The sequence below is a fragment of the Ureibacillus sp. FSL K6-2830 genome, from assembly GCF_038004145.1.
Taxonomy (GTDB): Bacteria; Bacillota; Bacilli; order Bacillales_A; family Planococcaceae; genus Ureibacillus; species Ureibacillus thermosphaericus.
Window position 1 is genome coordinate 2,867,384 of sequence record NZ_JBBOQR010000001.1, and the last position, 23,284, is coordinate 2,890,667.

At 35.4% G+C, this 23,284-nt stretch carries 27 protein-coding genes and 1 pseudogene; 22 read left to right on the plus strand and 6 right to left on the minus strand.

The window, feature by feature from the left end; genetic code table 11:
- Window positions 1-27: 27 nt before the first annotated feature.
- The 5 genes from NSU17_RS14195 (at window position 28) to NSU17_RS14215 (ending at window position 5,385) form a co-directional block, all read left to right on the plus strand.
- Window positions 28-1,311 (plus strand): hypothetical protein, encoded by a 1,284-nt coding sequence (locus NSU17_RS14195; protein ID WP_096551424.1) that lies wholly within the window; start codon window positions 28-30, stop codon window positions 1,309-1,311.
- Window positions 1,289-2,143, plus strand: coding sequence for a Gfo/Idh/MocA family oxidoreductase (locus NSU17_RS14200; RefSeq protein ID WP_340705323.1), 855 nt, complete (start codon window positions 1,289-1,291; stop codon window positions 2,141-2,143). Before NSU17_RS14195 ends, NSU17_RS14200 begins: the two co-directional genes overlap by 23 nt.
- Window positions 2,144-2,294: 151 nt before the next feature.
- Window positions 2,295-2,846, plus strand: coding sequence for a sigma-70 family RNA polymerase sigma factor (locus NSU17_RS14205; RefSeq protein ID WP_340705324.1), 552 nt, complete (start codon window positions 2,295-2,297; stop codon window positions 2,844-2,846).
- Complete coding sequence (locus NSU17_RS14210) at window positions 2,839-3,831, plus strand: DUF4179 domain-containing protein (RefSeq protein WP_340705325.1); 993 nt, start codon at window positions 2,839-2,841, stop codon at window positions 3,829-3,831. The genes NSU17_RS14205 and NSU17_RS14210 overlap by 8 nt, the downstream gene beginning before the upstream one ends.
- Window positions 3,832-4,476: 645 nt before the next feature.
- On the plus strand, window positions 4,477-5,385 hold the full coding sequence (locus NSU17_RS14215) for a glycine betaine ABC transporter substrate-binding protein (RefSeq protein ID WP_340705326.1): 909 nt from the start codon (window positions 4,477-4,479) through the stop codon (window positions 5,383-5,385).
- Window positions 5,386-5,456: 71 nt separating this feature from the next.
- Here NSU17_RS14215 and NSU17_RS16000 read toward each other — a convergent pair whose 3' ends face one another.
- Window positions 5,457-5,666 carry an IS3 family transposase gene (locus tag NSU17_RS16000; protein ID WP_445684082.1) on the minus strand — a complete coding sequence of 70 codons (210 nt, stop codon included), beginning with the start codon at window positions 5,664-5,666 and terminating at the stop codon, window positions 5,457-5,459.
- A gap of 119 nt (window positions 5,667-5,785) precedes the next feature.
- Between NSU17_RS16000 and NSU17_RS14220 the strand changes: the two are divergent.
- The 9 genes and pseudogenes from NSU17_RS14220 to NSU17_RS14260 form a co-directional block, all read left to right on the plus strand.
- Window positions 5,786-6,118: pseudogene (locus tag NSU17_RS14220) on the plus strand (DDE-type integrase/transposase/recombinase); the annotation flags it as partial.
- 519 nt (window positions 6,119-6,637) lie between these two features.
- Window positions 6,638-7,213, plus strand: coding sequence for a biotin transporter BioY (locus tag NSU17_RS14225; RefSeq protein ID WP_340434800.1), 576 nt, complete (start codon window positions 6,638-6,640; stop codon window positions 7,211-7,213).
- Window positions 7,214-7,216: 3 nt separating this feature from the next.
- Window positions 7,217-8,725, plus strand: a complete 1,509-nt coding sequence (locus tag NSU17_RS14230; RefSeq protein ID WP_340434798.1) for an AMP-binding protein — start codon at window positions 7,217-7,219, stop codon at window positions 8,723-8,725.
- A 31-nt stretch (window positions 8,726-8,756) separates the two neighbouring features.
- Window positions 8,757-9,860: an acetyl-CoA C-acyltransferase gene (locus NSU17_RS14235; protein WP_340705519.1), complete on the plus strand. Its 1,104-nt coding sequence runs from the start codon at window positions 8,757-8,759 to the stop codon at window positions 9,858-9,860.
- A gap of 88 nt (window positions 9,861-9,948) precedes the next feature.
- Window positions 9,949-10,359: a hypothetical protein gene (locus tag NSU17_RS14240; RefSeq protein ID WP_340705327.1), complete on the plus strand. Its 411-nt coding sequence runs from the start codon at window positions 9,949-9,951 to the stop codon at window positions 10,357-10,359.
- Window positions 10,340-10,663: a MaoC family dehydratase gene (locus NSU17_RS14245; RefSeq protein WP_208650071.1), complete on the plus strand. Its 324-nt coding sequence runs from the start codon at window positions 10,340-10,342 to the stop codon at window positions 10,661-10,663. Before NSU17_RS14240 ends, NSU17_RS14245 begins: the two co-directional genes overlap by 20 nt.
- A 269-nt stretch (window positions 10,664-10,932) precedes the next feature.
- Entirely contained in the window at window positions 10,933-11,256 is a 324-nt protein-coding gene (locus NSU17_RS14250) for a hypothetical protein (protein WP_340705328.1), read from the plus strand.
- A 5-nt stretch (window positions 11,257-11,261) separates the two neighbouring features.
- Window positions 11,262-11,555: a GGDEF domain-containing protein gene (locus NSU17_RS14255; RefSeq protein ID WP_340705520.1), complete on the plus strand. Its 294-nt coding sequence runs from the start codon at window positions 11,262-11,264 to the stop codon at window positions 11,553-11,555.
- A gap of 206 nt (window positions 11,556-11,761) precedes the next feature.
- The gene (locus NSU17_RS14260) at window positions 11,762-11,899 is read left to right on the plus strand and encodes a hypothetical protein (RefSeq protein WP_340434785.1); all 138 of its coding nucleotides are present in this window, start codon (window positions 11,762-11,764) and stop codon (window positions 11,897-11,899) included.
- Between the two features lie 610 nt (window positions 11,900-12,509).
- Here NSU17_RS14260 and NSU17_RS14265 read toward each other — a convergent pair.
- Window positions 12,510-13,547, minus strand: a complete 1,038-nt coding sequence (locus tag NSU17_RS14265; protein ID WP_340434783.1) for a hypothetical protein — start codon at window positions 13,545-13,547, stop codon at window positions 12,510-12,512.
- A gap of 320 nt (window positions 13,548-13,867) precedes the next feature.
- Here NSU17_RS14265 and NSU17_RS14270 point away from each other — a divergent pair, with 320 nt between their 5' ends.
- Complete coding sequence (locus NSU17_RS14270) at window positions 13,868-14,368, plus strand: hypothetical protein (protein ID WP_340705329.1); 501 nt, start codon at window positions 13,868-13,870, stop codon at window positions 14,366-14,368.
- 137 nt (window positions 14,369-14,505) lie between these two features.
- On the opposite strand, the gene NSU17_RS14275 is transcribed toward NSU17_RS14270, so the two are convergent.
- Complete coding sequence (locus tag NSU17_RS14275) at window positions 14,506-14,958, minus strand: DinB family protein (RefSeq protein ID WP_340434779.1); 453 nt, start codon at window positions 14,956-14,958, stop codon at window positions 14,506-14,508.
- A gap of 200 nt (window positions 14,959-15,158) precedes the next feature.
- Between NSU17_RS14275 and NSU17_RS14280 the strand changes: the two genes are divergently transcribed.
- The gene (locus tag NSU17_RS14280; protein WP_340705330.1) at window positions 15,159-15,644 is read left to right on the plus strand and encodes a hypothetical protein; all 486 of its coding nucleotides are present in this window, start codon (window positions 15,159-15,161) and stop codon (window positions 15,642-15,644) included.
- A 133-nt stretch (window positions 15,645-15,777) separates the two neighbouring features.
- On the opposite strand, the gene NSU17_RS14285 is transcribed toward NSU17_RS14280, so the two are convergent.
- The 3 genes from NSU17_RS14285 to NSU17_RS14295 all read right to left on the minus strand — a co-directional run bounded on the left by NSU17_RS14285 (window position 15,778) and on the right by NSU17_RS14295 (window position 18,077).
- Window positions 15,778-16,524 carry an amino acid ABC transporter ATP-binding protein gene (locus NSU17_RS14285; protein WP_340705331.1) on the minus strand — a complete coding sequence of 249 codons (747 nt, stop codon included), beginning with the start codon at window positions 16,522-16,524 and terminating at the stop codon, window positions 15,778-15,780.
- An 11-nt stretch (window positions 16,525-16,535) separates the two neighbouring features.
- Window positions 16,536-17,192, minus strand: coding sequence for an amino acid ABC transporter permease (locus tag NSU17_RS14290; protein ID WP_340434772.1), 657 nt, complete (start codon window positions 17,190-17,192; stop codon window positions 16,536-16,538).
- An 84-nt stretch (window positions 17,193-17,276) separates the two neighbouring features.
- Window positions 17,277-18,077 carry an amino acid ABC transporter substrate-binding protein gene (locus tag NSU17_RS14295; RefSeq protein ID WP_168412606.1) on the minus strand — a complete coding sequence of 267 codons (801 nt, stop codon included), beginning with the start codon at window positions 18,075-18,077 and terminating at the stop codon, window positions 17,277-17,279.
- Window positions 18,078-18,465: 388 nt separating this feature from the next.
- On the opposite strand from NSU17_RS14295, the gene NSU17_RS14300 reads away from it, so the two are divergent.
- The 6 genes from NSU17_RS14300 to NSU17_RS14325 all read left to right on the plus strand — a co-directional run bounded on the left by NSU17_RS14300 (window position 18,466) and on the right by NSU17_RS14325 (window position 23,176).
- Window positions 18,466-18,906: a GNAT family N-acetyltransferase gene (locus NSU17_RS14300; RefSeq protein ID WP_340436450.1), complete on the plus strand. Its 441-nt coding sequence runs from the start codon at window positions 18,466-18,468 to the stop codon at window positions 18,904-18,906.
- Between the two features lie 136 nt (window positions 18,907-19,042).
- Entirely contained in the window at window positions 19,043-19,807 is a 765-nt protein-coding gene (locus NSU17_RS14305; RefSeq protein WP_340436448.1) for a formate/nitrite transporter family protein, read from the plus strand.
- 784 nt (window positions 19,808-20,591) lie between these two features.
- A complete protein-coding gene (locus tag NSU17_RS14310) occupies window positions 20,592-20,837 on the plus strand; it encodes a hypothetical protein (protein ID WP_096551409.1) in 246 nt (81 codons plus the stop codon).
- Between the two features lie 67 nt (window positions 20,838-20,904).
- A complete protein-coding gene (locus tag NSU17_RS14315; protein WP_340436271.1) occupies window positions 20,905-21,708 on the plus strand; it encodes an MBL fold metallo-hydrolase in 804 nt (267 codons plus the stop codon).
- A 614-nt stretch (window positions 21,709-22,322) separates the two neighbouring features.
- Window positions 22,323-22,823 (plus strand): CarD family transcriptional regulator, encoded by a 501-nt coding sequence (locus NSU17_RS14320; RefSeq protein ID WP_340705332.1) that lies wholly within the window; start codon window positions 22,323-22,325, stop codon window positions 22,821-22,823.
- 146 nt (window positions 22,824-22,969) lie between these two features.
- Entirely contained in the window at window positions 22,970-23,176 is a 207-nt protein-coding gene (locus NSU17_RS14325; RefSeq protein WP_016838465.1) for a zinc ribbon domain-containing protein, read from the plus strand.
- Window positions 23,177-23,284: the final 108 nt, after the last annotated feature.

A 23,284-nucleotide genomic window follows, 5' to 3' on the forward strand; every position in this document is an offset into this window, starting at 1 on the left:
TTATTCTTTATTTGGAGGTTGAATGGGATGATCAAAATAGGCTTTATTGGGCCAACATGGATTGAAAAACTAATCAAAAAAAGTTTTTCAATGTTTCCGAATATTGAAGTAGTCTATCGATTTTCCGATGAAATTTACGATGCGATTACTTTTACAAAAGAGCTAATGAATAAAGTCGATTGCATATTGTATTCCAGTAGGACAACCTACTTATTAGTAAAAGATCATATAAATGATTCCATTGAATCCTATTACATCCCTTTAAAAGGTTCTGGTTTTTTTGAAGCTCTTTTTTACTTAATTAAAGATCATCCAATTCAATTTATTAGCATCGATGGATTAGCTAAAGAATATATACAAAGCGTGATCTGTGAAATTGAAGGAATTGATTATACAATTGTTGAACATTTAGGAATAGTAGAGGGATATGAAAAAATAGTACAACGTCATCTTGAAGCAATTGAAGGGAAATCCAATGTAGGAATTATTACTTCAATTAAGAAAGTGCAAGATGCGCTTAAACAATATCATCTTCCAGTCGTTTGGCTGAAACCGACGCAACAAGATATTATCGTTTGCATTGAACGAATTTTACTTTCTTCGACTCAAAGAAGAAAAAGAGAGAACCAAGTGATATACGGAAAATTCCTAATAGAATTTAAAGATCAAAATGTACAATCGCTAAATAAAAAAGCACGAGTGAAAAATAAGTTAGAAAAAGCCCTTTATCGATTTGTTGATGATATGTATGGCTATATTATTCCCGTGAGTGAAACTGAATATCATTTCATTGCTTATCGAGGCGATTTTGAACGAATAACGGAAGGCTATAAAGTTCTAAATATCTTTAAAGAAATCAATCAATATAAAGAGTTAAAGGTGATGTTAGGGGTAGGATTTGGTATGTCCATCCCTGTTTCAGTTTTCCATGCAGATGTGGCATTAAAGCAATGTCAGCAACATTCAACGAATATTGCGTTTATCGTCAATGAAGAACGTAATGTCATCGGGCCAATTATTATTAATATACCGACCGTTTATCAATTAACAGATCATGAGAAAGAATTTCAAACGAGGCAAATTGAAACAATTAAGAAATATTTATTGAAAAACAATTTAAATTATTTTACATCTGATGAGGTAGCCATTAATTTAAACGTTACAAAACGGACTGCCAATCGCATTATTTCAAATTGGCTAGATTCCAATTTAATTGAGTTTTTCGGTTTGGAAAAAGTAAATGGCAGAGGTAGACCTAGACAATGTTATGTCTTTAAGGAGGCAAGTTATGAAAATCGGATTAATCGGTAATGATACTTCCCATGTTGAAATATTTTCGAGTATGTTACATGATGAAAATCATCCTTTTTATATAAACGATGTGGAGTTTAGTGGTTTTATTGAAAGCTATTCTGAAGATTTGCCGATTAGTCGGGACCGAGCCAAAAAATATAAAGATGTATTACTATCCTATCATATACCAGAATTTGATGATGTTCAGACATTGAATGAAGAAGTAGATGCTTGGTGGATTATAACGGTTGACGGAAGAAATCATTTGCAATGGTTTGAAAAAATCGTCTCCTTTCAGAAACCCATATTCATTGATAAACCCATTACCATTGGGTTAGAGAATTTTGATCGGATGGTTGAGTTGGCTACACGATATGAAACGCCTATATTTTCATCTTCAAGTCTCAGATTTAGCGAACTATTAAAAGGCATTCATAAGGATGACGTTGAATTTCTCTATGGGTTTGGTCCTTTACCACTACAAGAGAAGATGCCAGGATATTATTGGTACGGCATTCATAGTCTAGAATGGATGGATGCTTTATTTGATTGTGATGTTCGACAACTTGAAAGAAAACGATATGAACGTTATGAAATTGTTGAATTTTTATTTCAGGACGGCAGACGTGCAATTTTTCGTGGGGATTATGAATGGCATGATCAGTTTGGCGGAGTTGTCCATTGCAAAGGATTGCCTCCAAAAATGCTTGAGTTTTGGAAAATGAAGAAATCTTATTATGTTTCTTTATTAGAAGAAGTATTGGAATTTTTTAAAAGTAAAAACCCTCCATTCAATATCCAACGTACGCGGAGAATCATTACTTGGATTGAAGAATTACAAAAGTTTTAGGTCAGTTCGGAATTTTATTACAAAGCCTCCTTCAAGTTAAAACATTTTCTATATAATGAAACATATCTCTCATGAAAGAGGATATGTTTTTTTGTTTTTACGAGAGTGTTTTCAGTTTTTTTCGTTGGTATAAGTGAAAGGAGTGAAGCAAGTGAAAGATGTGATTTCGAAATTGAAGCTAAGACATGAAAAAGCACTTGCTTATGTTATTGATACATATATGCCTTATGTAAAGGCCATCGCTAAACAAATTTTAGAACAACCATGTGGAAACGGGGCGGTTGATGAATGTATAAATGATGTTTTTTTAGCTGTTTGGCAAAATAGTGAAAAGTTTAGCGGAAGTGAAGAAGAATTAAAAAAATGGATTGGCACAATTGCAAAATATAAAGCGATCGACATATATCGAAAACAGAAAAAAATGGAAGTGGTTTCATTGGAGCATTCCAATGAACAAATAAATTTCGAAACGGGGGAATTGCTTTATTTGAACAAAGAACAAAAAGAAAGGATTTTATTAAAAATGCAATTATTGCCTGAGTCAGAACGTGAACTATTTTTAATGAAATATTACTTAGATCTTACGAATGGAGAAATTGCAGATGCATTAGGAATTACCAAATCTGCCGTTGAAAATCGATTATATCGAGGGAAGAAAAAGTTAGGAAAAATCCTTTCTGATGGGAGTGAAAAGAATGGATGAATTAAAGAAAATGCTTCAATTAAATGTGGATGAAATTGAGCCTGAAAAAGTCAGCCGTTTTGAGAAAAAACGAGTATTACAATTTGTTTTACAGAAAAAAAAGAACCATTCAATGAAATATATCGCTGCATCTTGTTTACTTGCTGGAGGAATTGGTTCAACTTTAGTCTTTTACTCGCCAACAATCGCTTCCCATATCCCATTAGTGAACCAAATTGTCGAATATTTTAAAGGCGAGACATCGCAATTTCAGTATTTTGAAGACTATGCGACGGGAATTGGTGCCATTCAAGAAAGCAATGGAATTACAATTGAAATTGTTGATGCAATTTACGACGGAACGACAGTAACGCTTACCTTTGCCATTGAAACGGAAAAAGATTTAGGTGAACATCCAAGTTTTGATAAGCCTATTAAAATCAATGGAGAAATCGAAGGCTCTTCCGTTACTTGGACGAAAAAACGGTCAGATACATCTTATGTTGGGGTTATTACGCTGACACCTGAATTAAATGGACGATCGCCAAGCACTGTAAAACTAACTTGGAATCCTAGAAGTGTTTGGAATCATGATACAAATGAAAACTTTGAAGGTGATTGGGCATATGAATTTCACTTAAAAAAGATTGATGTGAAAGGAATAAAAGCCAATTATCGAGATTCGAAAAATGGTTTTACAATCTTTGTTCCTTCACTTGATATAACTGGCTATACAATCAATCTTCATTACAATATTCAGATGCCGTCTAATTACGCGCTATACAATTTGCCGTATGTGACTGGTTTTGATGTGAAAGACGAGTTCGGTAATACTTACGAAATGATTACGAATTTGACAGGCAGTACGACGAAACACGCTGCGAAAGGGTCTTTTACGTTTGCAAACATTCAAAGCGGAACAAAAGAACTTATCATTACACCGAAACTTTATAATGATAATGAAGAAATCATCTTTGATTCTTTTGAAGTAACAATTACAAAATAATGATGTTGCTAAATTGTGTACGCAATTTCACCTAAAGTTGTACAAAATAAGACAACGGAGTTGAAAAGGATGAAAAAAATAAAATGAATCTTAATTCGGGCAGTCAAAAATATAACAGAAGAAAAAGAGCAGAAGAGATAGCAAGAGAATTTGACCACAATGTTGCCAATAAACGAAACCGCAAGACGAATGATAAATCGTAATAAACAGTAACCAAAACCGTTTTGTCATGCTCCCAATTAGGTAAGTAATGAATGAACTGATTCCTAATTGGGAGATTTTTGATTATAAATCACCATTTCATTTTGCATGGTTGAATATTAAATAAATGGGTATATTTGAAAAAAATATAAAATAAATCAATTAAATTTAGTAAATTAGTACGAAATCCAATCGATTGGAACCCTATGCCTAGTAATGAGATATAAATCATGTTAACCTTACATTATCGGTCGGTTGGGCAAAAATAAGTTGATGAGAAGTTTTACCAGGCATTACAACGTACATCACAAAGTTTTATGTCTGAATATTCGGTAAATTGAAGTTGGGTGTGCTTATTCAGTTGCAATGCATTATAAAACTTTTCGTATAGGATTGATTTGAACAACCTACCGAAATGATATTCATTTTGGAGGGGTAGATAAGATGAAATATGTGAAAACGATTGGTGCAACATTTGGAGTCGCCGCATCTTTAGTATTAGCAGGTTGTGGCGACAACACATCTCTGGGAACTCAAAGCAATGAAGAGCAAGTAAGTATCAGCCAAGCCCTCGATTATACAATAACGGGTATAGAACCGGGCGCTGGAATGATGCAATTAACAGAAATGGCGTTAAATGAATATGAAAATCTAAAAGGATGGAAAGTTTCAGAAAGTTCAACTGCTGGCATGTTGACGATGTTAGATAAAGCCATTCAAAGTGAGGAGCCCATTATTGTGACAGGTTGGAATCCTCATTGGAAATTTGCAACTTATGATTTGAAATATTTAGAAGATCCAAAAGGCACATTCGGTGAAGTGGAAAATATTAATACGATTGTTAGAAAAGACTTAAAAGAAGAACACCCAACTGCTTATGAAATGTTGGATCGCTTTTACTGGGAACCAGAAGATATGGAGCAAGTGATGCTAGATGCCCAAACAGTTACATTTGAAGAAGCTGCAAAAAAATGGGCAGAACAAAACCAAGAGAAAGTAAACGAGTGGATGGAAGGTTTACAATCCGTTAACGGTGAGAAATTTGAATTGGTGTCGACTCCATGGGAAACGGAAGAAGCATCAAGTCATGTTGTGAAATTTGTATTAGAGCAACTTGGCTATGATGTAACGATTACACCAGTAGATCCAATTATCATGTTCCAAGCAATTGCTAACGGGGAAGGGGATGCTTCAGTTGCTCCTTGGTTGCCTGTAACGCACGGATCGTTCTATGAACAATACAAAGGCGATATAATCGATTTAGGCGAAAATTTGGTTGGCGCAAAAGTTGGATTAGTGGTACCAAGCTATATGGATATAGATTCTATTGAAGATTTAGAGCCAAAAGAATAAAAAAAGAGATATAGGCTGTCTAAAATGAACTGCTTCCTGTCAAGTAGACAGTGTAAAAAATAAAAATGTTACTAAGCGGCTTGAGCCCTGTATTCTAAGGGACTTAAGCCGTTTAATTTTTTCTGATAACGGAAATTGTTATAAAAATAAATATATTCATCAATCGATTGTTTCCGTGCTTGATATGAATCATAGGTATTCAAATGATATTTTTCACATTTGAATTTACTCCAAAAGGATTCAATTGGAGCGTTATCGATGCATTGACCCACACAAGACATACTTTGTGTTCATTGTGCTTCGTCTATGATCTCCTTATATTTTTTGGACGTATATTGGAATCCTCGATCGCTATGTACGAGTGGATGTTCATAAGGTTTCAGGGTTTGGATTGCTTTTGAAATCACCTGTTCAACACGTAGCTGAAAATCGATTAAATCGCGAGTTTACTGCAGAAAAGCCCAATATGAAATGGTGTACAGATGTAACGGAGCTGAAATATGGGAACGGAAAAAAAGCCTATTTAAGTGCCATTATTGATTTGCATGATGGTTCTATTGTGAGTTATGAATTGGGTCATTCCAATAATAAACATGTTATTCTTTTTATGTATCGTACTGTTAAATACTTAGAGGAACAAGGTTATTCAATACCTTTTAACTCAGAAATAGATGATAGTAAAATTAAATTAGGTATGACTTATGAAGATGTATATGATGTTGATGGTAATTAATTTTTGTAGTGTTTGGCAATTAAGGTTATGCATAAATTTTTGCATATTTGACGCTTTACATGGAGTGGCGGGCATGATAGGCTACTTTGCCTTGCAAAGTCCAAATATAATTATGGCTTGCCCCCTTTGCAAGAAATCATGCCCGCAGAGGCTCCGTGTCAAGGGATTATAGATACGAATAATTATTCAAGATATCGAATAAATTCAATTGCCATTTCATGCATTTTTTTAATTGCCAAAAACAGTATATGAAATAGTTAAGAAAAAATTATTTTCAATGGATAATTCCAAAATTTATACAAATGTAAGTCGCAATAATACTAAAGTTACTACGGATTATATATTTGAAAGTAAATATTCAGCTCTCTTTACGTGATGAGGAATCCTTAAATTCCATCAAAAAAATTTTTGCTCTAAAATAGTAAACTTAATCCGAAAATAGGTTGACATAAATGTAGATTACGAGGTAAATTTATGTCAACCTATTTTATATTTTGGTTTACTAAAGGGGATGTAAGAATGAAAATTAAAGAGATTACTTATGTTGCATTGTTTGCGGGAATCATGGGAATTTTGGGATTGGTTCCACCTATTACATTGGGGTTCACTCCTGTACCAATTACTTTACAAACGTTAGGTGTGATCTTGGCAGGAGGTATACTCGGTGCTCGGCTTGGTTCGTTGAGCATCATTGTCTTTTTATTGATTGTAGCTGCAGGAATGCCGCTTTTACCCGGTGGACGCGGTGGAATTGGAGTCTTTTTCGGTCCGAGTGGCGGCTATTTAATAGGATATGTAATTGCTGCTTTTAACATCGGCCTTATTTTTTCTAAAATTCAAACGTTGAAATTTAAACATATTATCGCAACAAATTTAACGATTGGCATTTTTTCTGTCTATTTAACAGGTATTCCTGTGCAGGCTTTTGTAATGAACCTTCCAATACTTGAAACGATTAAATTGAGTCTTGTTTATATTCCAGGAGATTTCATGAAAGCAATTATTGCTTCAATCCTTGTTTACAAATTACAGAAATACCCGATTATTGCCCAAAACTTTGTTAAATCGTCTACAGCACAAGTAAGGGAGGGATAAGGTGTGATTACTTCTCCCTATTCAAAGCATGCAAAGCTTTTTCCCAATAAAGCTGCACTAATAACGAAAGATGGAGTTTTAACATACCGTGAATGGGATAAAGCGGTACGGAAAACGGCCACATGGTTTCAGGCAATGGATTCCCATCATAAAACAGTTGGCATCCATTTGCCGAATGGAATTCCGTTTTTGCAGGTTTTTGCAGGGGCAGCTGCTGCCGGATGGAAGGCAGTTCCCCTTGATTTAAAATGGAAGAAAGAAGAACTGCAAAAACGTATTGAACTTGCCCAACCTGATGTCATCATTACTACAACAAATCTTTTTTCAAAAGAAATAGGGTTTAATCAGAATGTATGGATTTGGGAAGAATGCAAAGAAAAAATTGCGGAAATGCCACCAAAGAAAAACTTTCCGGATTTAGACGATTCGCTTCCGTTTTATCTTGGATTTACATCAGGCTCAACCGGTTCGCCAAAGGCTTTTATCCGTTCGCACTTGTCTTGGATAGAAAGTTTTGTGTGCACTCGCCGTGAATTTGGCATCAAGGAAAACGACCACGTGCTGATTCCCGGTCCGCTTTTTCATTCCCATTCGTTATTTGGAGCGATGAGTACTTTGTTTATCGGTGGAACCGTGTATGTATTGGACAAATTTTCCCCTGAAAAAATGTTTTCAGTTATCAGGGATCATCCGGTTTCAGTAGTGTATATTGTTCCGACGATGGCTGAGGCGCTTCTTAAAAAAAACACATCGGTGAAGCAACCGTTGAAATTAATTTCTTCTGGGGCGAAATTAGAGGTACATACGAGAAATAGAATCCGCTCAATGTTTCCAAACCTGACATTGTTTGAGTTTTATGGTGCAGGTGAGCTTAGTTTTGTTTCATTTTCTAATAATGAAAGAAAGCCAGATTCTGTTGGCAGGCCGTTTCATAATGTGAAGGTTCAGATTCGCCGCCATAATGGAGAAATTGCCGGTGTCGGAGAAATTGGGAAAATCTATGTAAAAAGCCCTATGACATTTATTGGTTATATCACAGAACCGGGTGGATACGCGAAATCAATTGCAGATGAACAAGGTTGGGTGACGGTCAATGATATGGGATGGATCGACGAGGAAGGTTATCTCTATGTCGCGGGCAGGGAGAATAATATGATTTTGTATGGTGGTATAAATCTTTTCCCTGAGGAAATCGAAGCTGTTTTGACGAAGCATCCGAAAGTGGAAAAAGCGGCTGTGGTTGGATTAAGCGATCCGTATTGGGGGCAAATTGCGGTAGGTATTATACAGGGAGATGTATCTGAACGGGAATTAAAGCGGTATTGCAAAACGCATTTGGCTTCATATAAAGTGCCGCGCAAATGGTATTTTACAGAAGAAATGCCTATGACTACCAGCGGGAAAATCGCCCGTGGAGAGCTTCTGAGGTTGCTGGAGAAAAGACTGGTGAATGCCACTTCGATTAATGATTGTAAACACCCCATGATAGAAAGGGATGAGCTGCCGCGGTAAAGAGAAGTAGGTGCGAAAGGAGAATGATGACATGAGAGATGCGGTAATTGTTGCAGCGAAAAGAACTCCGATTGCCCGTGAAAACGGGGCTTTATGTCATCTGCAGGCACATCAATTAGCGGCGCCGCTTCTTTCTTTTTTAGCCAAGGGAATCGAGGAGAAGATTAATGACGTCATACTTGGCAATGTTGTTGGTCCTGGAGGCAATATCGCACGTTTATCAGCTTTAGAGGCAGGTCTTCCCTTCTCCGTGCCCGGAATCACTATTGACCGTCAGTGTTCTGCAGGACTTGAGGCTATTCGCATGGCTTGTCTTTTTGTTCGTGCAGGTGCCGGATCGTGCTATATGGCAGGAGGAGTTGAAAGCGTCAGCACCTCTCCCTTCCCGAAGCGTGCCCGGTTTTCACCAGAGAGAATCGGGGATCCGGATATGGGAGTGGCTGCGGAATATGTAGCTGAGAAGTTTGGCATTACAAGAAAAATGCAGGATGAGTATGTTTTGTTAAGCTGGACGCGAAGCCGGAATGCTTACAGCAATGGAATCTATGATGAGGAAATCTTTCCTGTAGACGGCTTGGAATGCGATGAAATATGGCAGCGTAAACGGAATATGGAGAAGATAGTGAAACGGGCGAATCCCGTTTTTGTGAAAAATGGAACGGTAACAGCGGCAAATAGCTGCGGAATTCATGATGGTGCAAGTGCAGTTCTTGTCACGGAAGCTGGTCTGGCGGAAAAACTTGGATATAAACCGCTGCTTCGTTATGTCGACAGCCAAGTGTCGGGTGTGCATCCTTTTTACCCTGGATTTGCTCCGGTGCCTGCGATCAAAGAATTGCTTGAACGAAATGCTTTGACGATTGATGATATTGATCTTATTGAAATAAATGAAGCGTTTGCGTCCAAAATTGTTGCTTGTACTCAGGAGCTGTCGATTCCATTGGAAAAAATAAATGTTCATGGTGGTGCACTTGTGATTGGCCACCCATACGGTGCATCGGGTGCGGTTTTAGTAACAAGATTATTTTATGAAGTTCAACGGCATCCAAGGACTAGATATGTCCTTGCTGCTATCGGCAGTGGCGGAGGCGTAGGGGTGGCAATGTTGTTTGAAGCAATTGGAGAACAGGAATGAACTATGTCCACCGAGCGGCCAAATGGTTGGCATAGAAGAACAGGGACATATTATATCAAAGTACCTCTTAAATAAATGAGGTGATGAATTGAAATCGGAGAGTTATGCAGTTTGTTTTACAAAAGAAGAAGTTCTTCGTTATACCGAATTAGCCGGAGTGAAAAATCCGATCTTTCGCAATATGGAAGCGGCATTGGAGCAGGGGTATAAAGGGATACCTGTGCCACCGGCGATGGCGATGATTGCCTACCGTCACATTAAATTACCTTGGAAGCTTTCCGAACCGGTCATTCTCAGGAAACAGGAATGCCGGCTGTACAGAATCATGTATGCGGATGAAATTTATACCGGTACCGTTAAAATATCAAAGCATTCATTCCGTCATAATAAACTATTTATTCTTCAGGAATTGGAAATATTTGATCAGCAGAATCATCTCTGTTTTAACGGAATCTCTCATTTGATAGCAGGTGGTGTAATTGAAAAAAATACAGTTTGAAGTGACAGAAAAGGATATCGAAGGTTATGCAGAGTTGTCAGAAGATTATAATCCGATTCATCTTGACAATGAATATGCCAAGGCTCACGGCTTTTCGGGAAAAATGGCCCATGGGATGCTATCTTTGGCGAAAGTATGGGGCATTTTAGCCAATGAATTAGAAATCATGCAATTTCCAGCTGAATTCCATTTGCAATTCCAATCGCCTGTCTATGTTGGGGAACAGGTAGAATTGAACATTATGGAAAAAGACAATGTTGTCACAATCACCGGCAAAGTTATGAAAGGAAGGGCGTCGTGGTGACGTCTTAATTTACACCTTCAATTGATCGTTTGTACACATATGATTTGATCAAGCACCTCTTGAGACGTTTTTAAAACCTTACAGTCAATATTGGCTGTAGGGATTTTTTTCGTGAATTAAAGATTGGATGTTTAATAAAAAATTTCTTACTTGAATCGTATAGATTATTATTGAAAATAAATATATTTCCTAAAAACGTAACATCAATTAATTTGTTTTCAATATTATTTCCTTCCATATCATTTCATTAAATTGGCCAGAAGATTTACATGTGCAATACTCCAAAATATCCAATAATACCAATTTTAACCAGTCATTGCAATCACGATTTAGAACAAAAGATGGCCAATACATTTGTTTGCGAAGATCGGGTCATTCCGTTTTATAACGAGAATGTTGAGCTGGAAAAAATTGTTGTATTTAGCCGGGATACTACTGTACAAAAAGCTCTCGAAGAAAAACTGGAAGAGCTTAGTTATTATGATAGCCTAACAGGACTTTTTAATCGAAATTATTATGAGAAACAAGAGGCAAAACTAAATTCATTTGATAACAGATCATTGGCATCATTATATGTGATTTGGATAATTTGAAACATATGAATGATTCCCTTGGTCATACATATGGTGACAAATTATTAATACAGATGGGGAATTTATTGAAAAATCAACTGTATTCAGAGACCATAGCAAGATATGGCGGGGATGAATTTGTCGTTCTAATAGAAAATACAACTGAAAAGGATGTCAAAACCATTTTTTCAAAAATACGGCGCGCAATTGATAAGTATAACCAAAGCAATCCTATTTTGCCGATTGAATTATCAATTAGGATGGGCATTTTCACCCCATTCGATTGGACTTATGTAAAAAATCTTCAAAAACGCAGATAAAATGATGTATGCTGAAAAAATAAGAAAAGAGCATATAAAAGAGTTAGGATTTAATTTTTCTTTTCTAAATCGTATCGATAAAAAGATTATTAAAATTCCATATGTAATTTGGCACTTCATCCTTCTATTATTTTCACCCTTTTCTAGATTGTGGCATAAGCATTTTCCCTAAAGTTGTACAAAATAAGACAACGGAGGTGAGTAGAATGAAAAAGAAGCGAAAAATGAATTTAAACACAGGAAACCAAAAGGATAATAGAAGAAAAAGGGCAGAAGAGATTGCAAGAGAATTTGACCACAACGTAGCAAATAAAAGGAACCGTAAGACAAACGATAAATCGTAAAGAGAACGGAAATATAGCAATTGATATGCTCCCAATTAGGTACAATATTCCTAATTGGGATTTTCTTATGTCTTGGTTAAAGTTCGTTTGAGAAACAAAAATAGTCATTATTTTTCCTGATTGGATATAGTGTATGGAATATTGATGATGAATATTAAAGGGAATTTTAATAAAATTCTATATATAAATGTAGTATATCATTTTGGCATTTATGACATAAAAATCATCAATTATGATATCAGTATTTCAATTATTACAAATTTAATGGATAATTAGGTTAATAGTGTAAAGAATATTTTTCAGCAAATGTTACAAATTGGATATGGATTCAATCATTTGATGACCAATAAAGAATGATGACAATGTTTTCTAATATAAAAATATTGAAATTATTGGAAAGTTTATTAATCCAAATATTTTAATTATTCTAGAATTTGCTTTCTCTATTCGTATTCGCCAATTATTTTTAGATAGATATGGATTCTGGACATCGAATTGACTGCCAAATTGTAATTAGAAATGATTCTCCCCCAATAGAATAAATTTGCTGAAATAAATATTCTTTACCTGTTCCTTTCTAATTTTTAGCTTGATTCAGCTTCGTTGAACGTTACAGAAATAACGAAAGTTGCTCTTCTCCTTGATCTTTGTGATCTTCATCATCCAATTCTTCCAATTCAAATTGGATAGAGAAATCGTTTGGTTTAAAAATACAATCCTCTACTCCCAATTTTTCCACTAGTATTAAATTTCCTTTTTCAGCTTGGCTAAGGAGATATTGAAGAATCGAGGGCAGAATTCTTGGCCTTTTATGGATTCCGGCAGATAATGTACCATCTTGGTTGAAATAATCAATTAATATGTGGCAAACTTCTACGGTACTGGAAATGCCATTTAATATAAGTTGATATGCAATCATTTCTTTTGCGGGTTTTGGAGGGAGATTTTGACGAACTCTTTCAACAATTGATTCCAATTTTCTTTTTTCCCGCTCCATTTGTTCGATTATTCGTTTATTTTCTTCTTCCAGCATTTTCGTCAAGGCTTCTGCTTCTTTTTTCTTTGTTTCTCTTTGCAATTCGCGCAATTTTCGTGACAAACGATCAATTTGCCGGTCCAATAAGGGAACATTTGCGTTGATATGTGCTTGTATATCTTCCGGCAATTCCATTCCGTGAAAATCCCTTTCCAATAAATCGTAGCCATATTGTTTTTCTTTGATTTTTATAAGCAATTCATCAAGTTCAAAATTAATAATGGAAAAGTCTTTTATGATATCATATAAAATCTTTTTGTCGATTCCGAGAAATTGCATAAAATGGTCTTCGCCATAGTCGATCCTTTTGCCAGTCACTTCATGTTTTACAGTAAACACACGTCTTAATTTTCTATTGCAGGCACATCGCCCCAAGTAGTTGCCTTTTCCGTAGTCAATATAATTTTCAAGAACCCAGTACTTAGCATCGATTTCAATATCTTCCAAAGTGATATCTTGTGAACGGACGAGCGTCACTTTTTTCTCTGCCATCTTATTGAAGAATTTTGATCGAAACCTTTGTTTGATATTATTCATGATGAAATCGAGTTGTTCTTTTGTAGCGTATGGAAAAAGGGACTCCCTCTCTCCATTTGTTAATGGTGGTCTCATCTTAAGCACGTCACCTTTCCTAATACTCTATGATGATAATAAAGAGTCCTGATGAAAGTGTCAAATTGGCATGAATCGTTATCGATGGGAAAGAAAAATTTAGAACCATTTTTTAAAGAGTTTATTCATCAATCCTATCGTCATGAAATGCATAAAATAACTATTTTGATACGAAACAATATATGATGAAGCTTAACCAATAGAATTTTTCTCCAATTAACAGGAAAATATAATTTTATCAAGAATTATTTATTCATGTATACCAATTCAAATTACCACTATCCTCGATAGATGAAATAAGAGAAAAAGGGTGTTACAAGTTGAAAAGAAAAGTAATTGCACTACTCGCTACATCGATTTTATTTATCATTCTTTTTACAGCTGGTTACTTGTATTCTTTAAATAGACCGTATATGCAAATACGGACCGAAATCACGGCCATCGATGATGAAACTTATCAAACCCTAGGAGCATTGGAATATGTGGAACATCCGGACCAAAAATATTTTCGAAAGTTGAATTTTTCATTTAAATTTAAGTATTCGGATCAAATAGAAGATATCGAAACGGAAATGTCCGAATCTCTTAAGAATTTGTTGACATCAGATGTATATTGGACAGGAAGCGGTTTTGAATATGATAATACAGCTAAAAAGGAGTATATTGTACAAGAAGAAATCGTCCTTTATATGGGTGAAATTTCGGAAGAAGAAATCATCGAGCGGTTAAACGAAGGGGTGTTGACCGTCAAGTGGATGGAAGATGGAGAGGAAAAGCAAAAAGAATATAATATTGGCGAAAGCGTTAAGTTTGTTCAATGATTATACGAGGATGTCTCAAAAAAACTTTTTGGACATCCTCAGGTTCAGAGTCCAAACTATAATTACATGTTGCCAAACTAATTTGCTGCAATGATCTTTGGCGAAATCGATAGCCCAGAAACCCCAATCCAATAGTTTTATTTTTTGTATTCTATCAATCGTCTCATTGCCTGAATTTGTCCAACATGCATAGCCTCATGGAAGGCAGCAAAAGCAGCTAATTCCCCCTTTGTTTCATTTCCGATCAATCTTTTTGGCAACTGTTCATTAAAGGTATTTACATCAATTGCTTGAATGCGTTCTAATTGTTCATCCAGCTGGCGTAGCAAAGTTTCAATATAAGGTACATCCGTTGGCCAATCAGCCGGTTTCGTACCAGGACCGAAGAGTTTTTGATAACTTTCCGGAATCGACTCTTTCCCTTTAAATAAGAAAAATTCTGCAGTTGTTAAAATATGTCCCGCTTGCCACAAAATATTGTTATTAAATCCCCAAGGAACTGTTAAACAAATCTCGGGCTTAATGTTTTCCAAAGTTTGTTTTAATACGATTCTTGTTCGTACAAATTGTTTTATTACATATTCTCCCATTTACAATCCCCCTTAGACCATCTTTACTACAATATACCAATATTGCTTGTAAACATAAAGGCAAAATTTCAGAATAAGCGTGGGTTCTGTAATGAATTTTCACATAGTTTTACCTTTTACATCCTTCAACACAGCATTGAAGTAGTATAAACTAAAATTGGTATTGCCGATTTGGAATTTCATTTTAAAGGATGAGGGCTTTGAAAAAAATTTTACTTTTTGCACTTATATTCGTTATTTTAATCGGTGGAATATTTATTTATATAAAAGCGACCCCACCATTAGCAACAAGGACAGTTTTCAATAGTGAAGATAATAAAACGGTTGTGGTTGCTTTAGGGAATAAAGGTTTCGGAGAATTGAAAGTAACAGGGGTAAAAGTCAATAATAATGCAGATCCAAATGTTTTAAAAATGCAAGTTAGCAATGCTTTAGAGGGCTTTAAAGGAACGATTGATGAAAAATCAGAAGCTAGGGAAAATATTGAGTTTAAAAATATACAGGATGTTTCAATTCCAAAAGGAACAGTTCCGGAGAATGTATTAAGAAAACAAGGGGAAAGAAAAGCAACAGTAGACGATACAATTTATGGGCTCACTGTGAATCATCATGAAGAAATCCATAATATCCATATAAAATATCGTTATTTTGGTATTTTATTCAACGAAACAATCAACTTAGATTAAAAAGGGCCTGACCAAAAAGTGCTAAAATTTTGGTCAGGCTAAGTATTTTTATAATTTTTGCTCCGCGGAGGCATATCAAAATGTCATCATCCCCGTCGCAGAAGGTCGCCTCAAAATGAATTTCAGGATCTATTTATTTCCAATTTTTATGTAAAAATGCTTTCGTACGTTCATGTTGAGGATGTTGGAAGAATTGTTCCGGCTCATTCGATTCAATTATTTCTCCGCCATCCATAAAGATCACACGATTTGCCACTTCTCTTGCAAAGCCCATTTCATGCGTTACGACAATCATCGTCATATGTTCTTCTGCTAAATCCTTCATGACTTTCAACACTTCTCCCGTTAATTCCGGGTCAAGGGCAGAAGTAGGTTCATCAAACAGCAGGATTTGTGGATTTAACATAAGGGCTCGTGCAATAGCAACACGCTGTTTTTGACCGCCTGACAGATTGCTAGGATAAGCATTCGCTTTATCGGACAATCCCACTTTTCGCAATAAATCCATACAGCGTTTTTCTATTTCTTCCATCGATTCGGATTTTCTAAGTTTCGGGGCTAAAATCAGATTTTCTTTAACAGTTAAGTGAGGGAATAAGTTAAAGTGTTGAAACACCATTCCCATTTTTCCTGTAATTTTTCGTATATCTGCTTGGTTAGCATATTGCCCATCTTTTACTAAAAAATCGCCGTCGATACAAATACTACCTTTATCAATTTCTTCTAAATGAATTAAACTGCGTAACAATGTACTCTTTCCTGAACCTGAAGGGCCGATCATTGCAATAACTTCTTTTTTATCTACCGAAAATGAAATGGATTTTAATACTTCCTGGTTCCCAAATGATTTCTTCAAATTTGCAACTTCTATTAGCGCCAATTTTTTCACCTCTATTCGTATTTATATCGACGCTCTAACCATTTAAAGAATACCGTCAATATGAGTGTCATCGCTAAGTAAATTACTCCCGCAATAAAGTAAGGGACAATTGTAAACTCTCTGTTTACAGCTGTTTGTGCAAAGTGTAATAATTCTGGCACTGCAACTGCATAAAGTAGCGCGGTATCTTTGATGAGCGTAATGGATTCGTTGGCAACAGCAGGCAAGGCTACTCGAAACATTTGGGGTAATATGATGCGTGTTGTCGTTTGCCATTTTGTTAAGCCAAGTACTTTTGCTGCTTCATATTGCCCTTTGTCGATGGAAATGAGCCCGCCTCTAAAGATTTCAGCAAAATAGGCTGCATAGTTTAATACGAATCCAAAACAAGCCGCAACGAAACGATCAAATACTAAATATTCTCCTACCACAGGCAGCATCGGCAATCCAAAGCAGATTAACAAGAGCTGCAATAATAGGGGAGTGCCTCGCATGACGGTAATATATATTTGTGAAAGCCATGCAAGGGGCTTAAAACGGCTTTGTACGGCAAGTGTTAGAATAAATCCTAATGGAATTGATACAAGAATGGCAATGAAAAAGAGCAAAATGGTCATTTGAGCTCCTTCAAGCATCGGCCAAACAATCCGATTCCAGTAATCAACCATGATGTTTCCTCCCAAAAAATAAGAGTTCCATTGTCACATGGAAACTCTTATCGAAAATAATGACATTCTATTTTAGCATATATATTATTTTAATACTCGATCTTCACCGAACCATTTCTCAGATATTTCAGCTGCAGTACCGTCTTCATTCATTTCATCTAATGCTGCCTGCAGTTTTTCAAGTAATTCTTCATTTCCTTTTTTCACACCAACTCCATATTGTTCTGGAGCAAGTTCTTCTTCAAGAATTGTAAATGTATCTGGTTCTTGTGTCATGTAATATTCAACGACAACTTTGTCGATTACAACTGCATCAAGGCGACCATTTTTTAAGTCTGTTAATGCAAGTACATTATCTTTGTATTCATTTAAATTTACTTCATTGCTAATAGGATGTTCATTTAACGCATCCAATGCAGAAGACAATGCTTGAACTCCCACTTGTTTTCCAGCAAGTTCATTGATTTTTGTAATAGGAGAATCTACTAATGTTACAACAACTTGTGCGTTTTCTAAGTAAGGTTTTGTAAATAATACTTTCTGTTTACGTTCATCTGTTATAGTGTAACCGTTCCAAATTAAATCGATACGGCCACTGGATAATTCAGTTTCTTTTGTAGTCCAATCGATTGGTTGGAACTCCACTTCAACACCCATTTTTTCTGCAGCAGCACGAGCCATGTCGATATCAAAACCAACGATTTCGTTTTGATCGTCACGGAATCCCATTGGTGCAAACTTATCATCGATACCAATTATTAAAGTTTCTTTATCTTTTGCTTCATCTTTTGTGCCATTTGATTCTTCTTTAGATGATGAACCACACGCAGCTAATACTAAGATGATCAACGTCATGAAGAAAAATAAAGCTATTTTACGTTTCATGTAGTATACGCTCCTTATATTAGTAATCTAATTATTTAGTTGTTTAGTAAACTAAAGTGTATTAGCAAAAAATGTAACACGAAATTAATGATTCGTGTTTTTAAAAACAAAATCTAATACATTTAGATTTACAGAATACCTTCGTATACTATAGTAACCGCCATTGAGGGTGATGTCTAGTTAAAAATTTAACAATCTTATAACATAGTAATGTTTATTTTGATGAACTCTAATAAATATCACTCCATCTGTTTATTACCAAGTACTATAATTCAGATATTATTTAGTATAGTGGATTTTTTTATATAGCAATTGAAAATACATGTATTTTTATATTAATAATGGTAAATTAATATACAGATTTTATTGAAAATGGGAAGGGGATAACATGAAGATTGAAGTAATTCGTGTGTCGACAGAGGAACAATTAGAAAAAGCTTTTTCAATTCGAAAAGAAGTATTTGTTGAAGAACAGGGTGTTCCAATGGAAAGCGAAATCGATGAGTATGATAACCTTCTTTCTCCTTGCGAACATCTATTGATTGTTGTCGATGACAAGCCTGTTGGGGCTGGAAGAATACGCTTCGTAGATGGTTTTGGTAAATTGGAAAGAATTTGTGTATTGCAACCATATCGTAAATTTGGCATTGGAAAATTAATCGTGCAAGAATTAGAGAAGATTGCAAAAGAAAAAGACTGCCAAAAAGTAAAGTTACATGCACAATCTCATGCGAAAGTTTTTTACGAAAAGCTAGGTTATATCATTAATTCGGATGAATTTTTGGAGGAAGGTATCCCTCATTATTTAATGGTAAAATATTTTGAATAACATATTGTCTCCTAATAATAATTAATCTATAAAAAGAATTAAAAATATTCTGAACAACTAATTTCCTAAATTTATAAAAATTAACGCGGGCTATGTAGCTCTTATTCTATAAAATAAAGGACTTGGGAGGTCTAACATGGATTACAGTCCTAAGGAAATAGCCCAAATCGCCGTTCAAAAAGGAGAAGAAAAGGCGAATATGTCCCTTTTTCAAATGCTGATTTTAGGATTTTTAGGAGGGGCATTTATCTCATTAGGGTATCTGGCATTTATTCGGATAACGGGAACAATGCCTGATGAATGGGGGAGTTTTGTAACCTTCATGGGAGCAACTGTGTTCCCAATTGGATTAATATTAATTTTGTTAGCTGGTGGCGAATTAGTTACTGGAAATATGATGGCAGTTGCAATGTCCTATTTTGCCAAAAGGATTACTTTTACAAAGCTTTTAAGAAATTGGTTTTGGGTTACCGTTTTTAATTTGATTGGTGCATTATTTGTAGCTTATTTTTTTGGACATGTCGTTGGACTAACGGAAGGAGATTTTTTAAACAAAACGGTAAGTACAGCATTGGCGAAAGTAAATGCAAGTTTTATTGAAGCTTTCGTTTCTGCAATCGGTTGTAATTGGCTTGTAGCGCTAGCTGTTTGGTTGTGTTACGGCACGACATCATTTTCTGGGAAAATTTTATCCATTTGGTTTCCTATCATGATCTTCGTATTAATCGGTTTTCAACATGTTGTAGCAAATATGTTTATTATTCCTGCAGCTATTTTTGCAGGTGAAATGACTTGGGGGCAGTATATAACAAATTTTGTTCCTGTCTTTTTGGGAAATGCAGTTGGAGGAGCTATTTTTGTAAGTTTGTTTTACTATTTGGCTTATTTAAAAAATGTATGAGAATGCTGTTTGTTTTAATAGATTTTAATTTGCTTACATTGTGTACATCTAATGTAGCTTATAGATAAGATATTAAGCATTCTTTCCCTTGAAGGAATGCTTTTTTCGTGCGCCCGGCATGTACATGAACTATAGGGTGTAAGTCCCGAACCCCGAAGACAGAAGTAGAGGTTAGCCAAGAGCAAGGGTGTCCGTGGTGACGCGGAATCTGAAGGAAGCTGGAGGCAAAACACCGGTCCGAGGAACACGAACCTCATATAAGGCTAGGTATGATTGAGTGAGTTTGCGAAACAAAACAAAGCTCTTTCTGTCGAAGGTCATATCGAGTAAATGAGGCGGATAGATGGTGTGAAAGTGCATGTACTTACCCGGGGAGGTCTGGCGGATAGGTGAAGTACGCTTCATAACCTACTTAGTGATAAGTAGCTGAACCGTCAGAAGTCAGCAGAGGTCATAGTATTAGTTGGTCTAGAACAACTAAGAAGGACCGAACAATTAAGAGAGAATAGCCCTTGGCATTCAGTGAGTCATGATGAACACAGAAAACGTAGTACCTCACTTGAGGAAGGAAGCGGTGAATCCCGTGGGAGACCTCTTGGAGGGTGGAGTGACCACTGGCATAAAGAGAACAGCTATTCACGGAAGTTATAAAGACTTGCGTCAATCATCTTAATTGAACCGCCGTATACGGAACCGTACGTACGGTGGTGTGAGAGGACGGGAGTTAATCGCTCCCTCCTACTCGATTTTACATGTGAATAATGATGATTGAGGTGAATGAAGGATGGCACAATGCCCACTTTGCAATTCTTTGCAGGAATTAGAAGTATTTTGTCCAAATTGCAAGAATAGGTTGGAGGATTCAGGGAAGGTTTCCGATTATTTCGATCCTTATGGACATTATAATGATGAAGAGACGGTGAAAATGGGAGACGGTTATCCGAATACGGCACGGGACCAAGTTTGTCCACATTTAATGGTATGTCAAGAGTGTGGTTATGACGAAGTGCAATTCATTCAAGAAATCTGATGTTTACATAATACGCTACTGAAGTAATATACAACGTTCGATAAATGTGCAAATTGGAGTGGTTTAGTTGCTGCTAAAACAAAGTTTTTTCGAAAGCATACAAGGGGATGTTAAACTTTTTGAAGGGAAGAATGCATTTTCACAAGTCAAGTTAAACGTTTATTCATTTTACCAAGATGGTGTAGTCATTGACTGCGGAGCACATGTCATGAGAAAACAGTTTATAGGATTTTATGAACCCCTCTCCATTGACCGCGTTGTGATTACCCATGCCCATGAAGATCATGAAGGTTGTGCGAAATATTTGAGTGATAAAGGTATACCAATATATTTGCATCCTATGTCAATTGAAAAAAGTAAGAAAAAAGCAAATTATATGTTATATCGAAAGTTTTTTTGGGGGATTCGGCCTCCATATCGTGCAAATCCCCATGAGGAAAGTTTCGAATCACGAAAATATAGATGGCGTGTCATTGAAACACCAGGTCATGCAGCAGATCATGTGTCATTTTTAAACGAATCAACTGGCCAACTATTTGCTGGTGATTTATTTGTCACTCCACGTACAAAGCTTATATTACGTGAAGAAAGTATACCGCAAATCATTCGATCAATCGAAAAAGTATTACAACTTGATTTCGGAGAAATGTTTTGTTGTCATGCAGGGTATATAAAAGATGGTAAAAAAGCATTTCGGCAAAAGCTCGATTATTTATATATGTTAACGGATCAGGTGAAAAGTTTATCAAAGAAAGGCTATTCTATTGATGAAATTCATCAACAATTGTTCCCTCGAAAATATCAACTTTCTACAATCTCTAGAGGCGAGTGGGATTCAAAACATATGATTACTTCGATTTTATCGGAGTAGAATCGTAAATTGGTAATTTAATAGGAAAGAGCAAGAACCCAAGAAATGCGGTGATTTCAACATTTCTTGGGTTAATTTCATGATGGTATCATTTTTTTATTTCATGCATATAATATATGGTGTGCTGTTTCCGTAATAATCTTTTCATTAAAGCTGTTCGATTCCATATTCCTCACTAATACCCTCTTAACTTTATTTCAGCAATTCTTTTAGCAATGGAAAATTTCCTGAATATAAAAACTCCGCGTTCTTTAAATGAATAATATCTAAATGGAAACTTTTCCCATATTTTGTATAAAACTCATAGGATTTTTATGTAGAAGTTTCTATTTAATTATTGATGTGCTGATTATTTGTTAATCACACTGTATAGATAGACGTATTAATGTTATAAAATATGCCAATTTGAAATCATATCGGTACATTGCTTTCCTCGTTAATTGTATTGCTTCTTCTTATAAGCAGTTATATTAAACTCCTTTTTTACTTTTACTCGCCATTCAATCAATATCTTTCATGTAGAGATAGAGTGTAATAGGTTTAAATAGTCGGCTGAATGATGATTACAAACCTTAACGAAGTTGATAGGTATACATTTGCAGGGAGGATTTTTCATGTACCAAGTAGGTGAATATTTATTATATGGCGGTCACGGTGTTTGTGTAATTGATGATGTTGCAGAGAAACTTTTTTCTGGTAAAGAAAAATTATATTATGTCTTGCATCCTATTAGTTATCCAGATTTAAAATTATATTATCCTGTAGATGGTGACCAATCGAAATTAAAAAAAATGTTGTCAGCAGAAGAAGCAAAAAATTTAATGAATATTTTTAAACAACCTGCAAAAGTATGGATTGAAAAAAATACAGATCTCAATCAGTTTTTCAATTCCGTCATTAGCAGTGAAAATCGTAAAGAGCTAGCAGAATTATTGAATACGTTGTTAAGAAGAAAATTACAATTCGAAAATGAAGGAAAAAAGTTACCAATACAAGAAACAAAATTATTGGAAGAGGCAAGCAATCTTTTGTATAACGAACTAGCTATTACACTTTCAACGACAAAGGATGCCATATCAAAACAAATTAATGAAATGGTAGCTGCAAGTCAATAAATGAGGAAATAGATAAAACATCACCTTTTCCACTTAAGACAAAGGTGATGTTTTCCTTTTTCTATTAAGCTTTCAAATTGTTGAAACTATAGGGACATTGAAATCGTATAGAATAGAAAAGAATGGAAAGGAAAGTAGGGATAATTTTGCAAAAAAATGGGTGTATTAAATGTGGAAGTCGCAATGCAGCAACAAAGGAAGTAGCCATGTCGGGTACTGGTTTATCAAAAATGTTTGATATTCAACATAATCATTTCATTGTTGTTTACTGTAAAAGCTGTGGATATTCAGAATTTTATAATAAACAATCATCAACGGCATCGAACATACTTGATCTATTCTTTGGAGGATGATTTTAAAAGGAGAATAGTTTCAAAAAAATTAGTTGATATAAATTTAAAATAAAAAATCATCCGACAATCAAGAGCGGATGATTTTTCATTTACATTAATGAGCAAGCC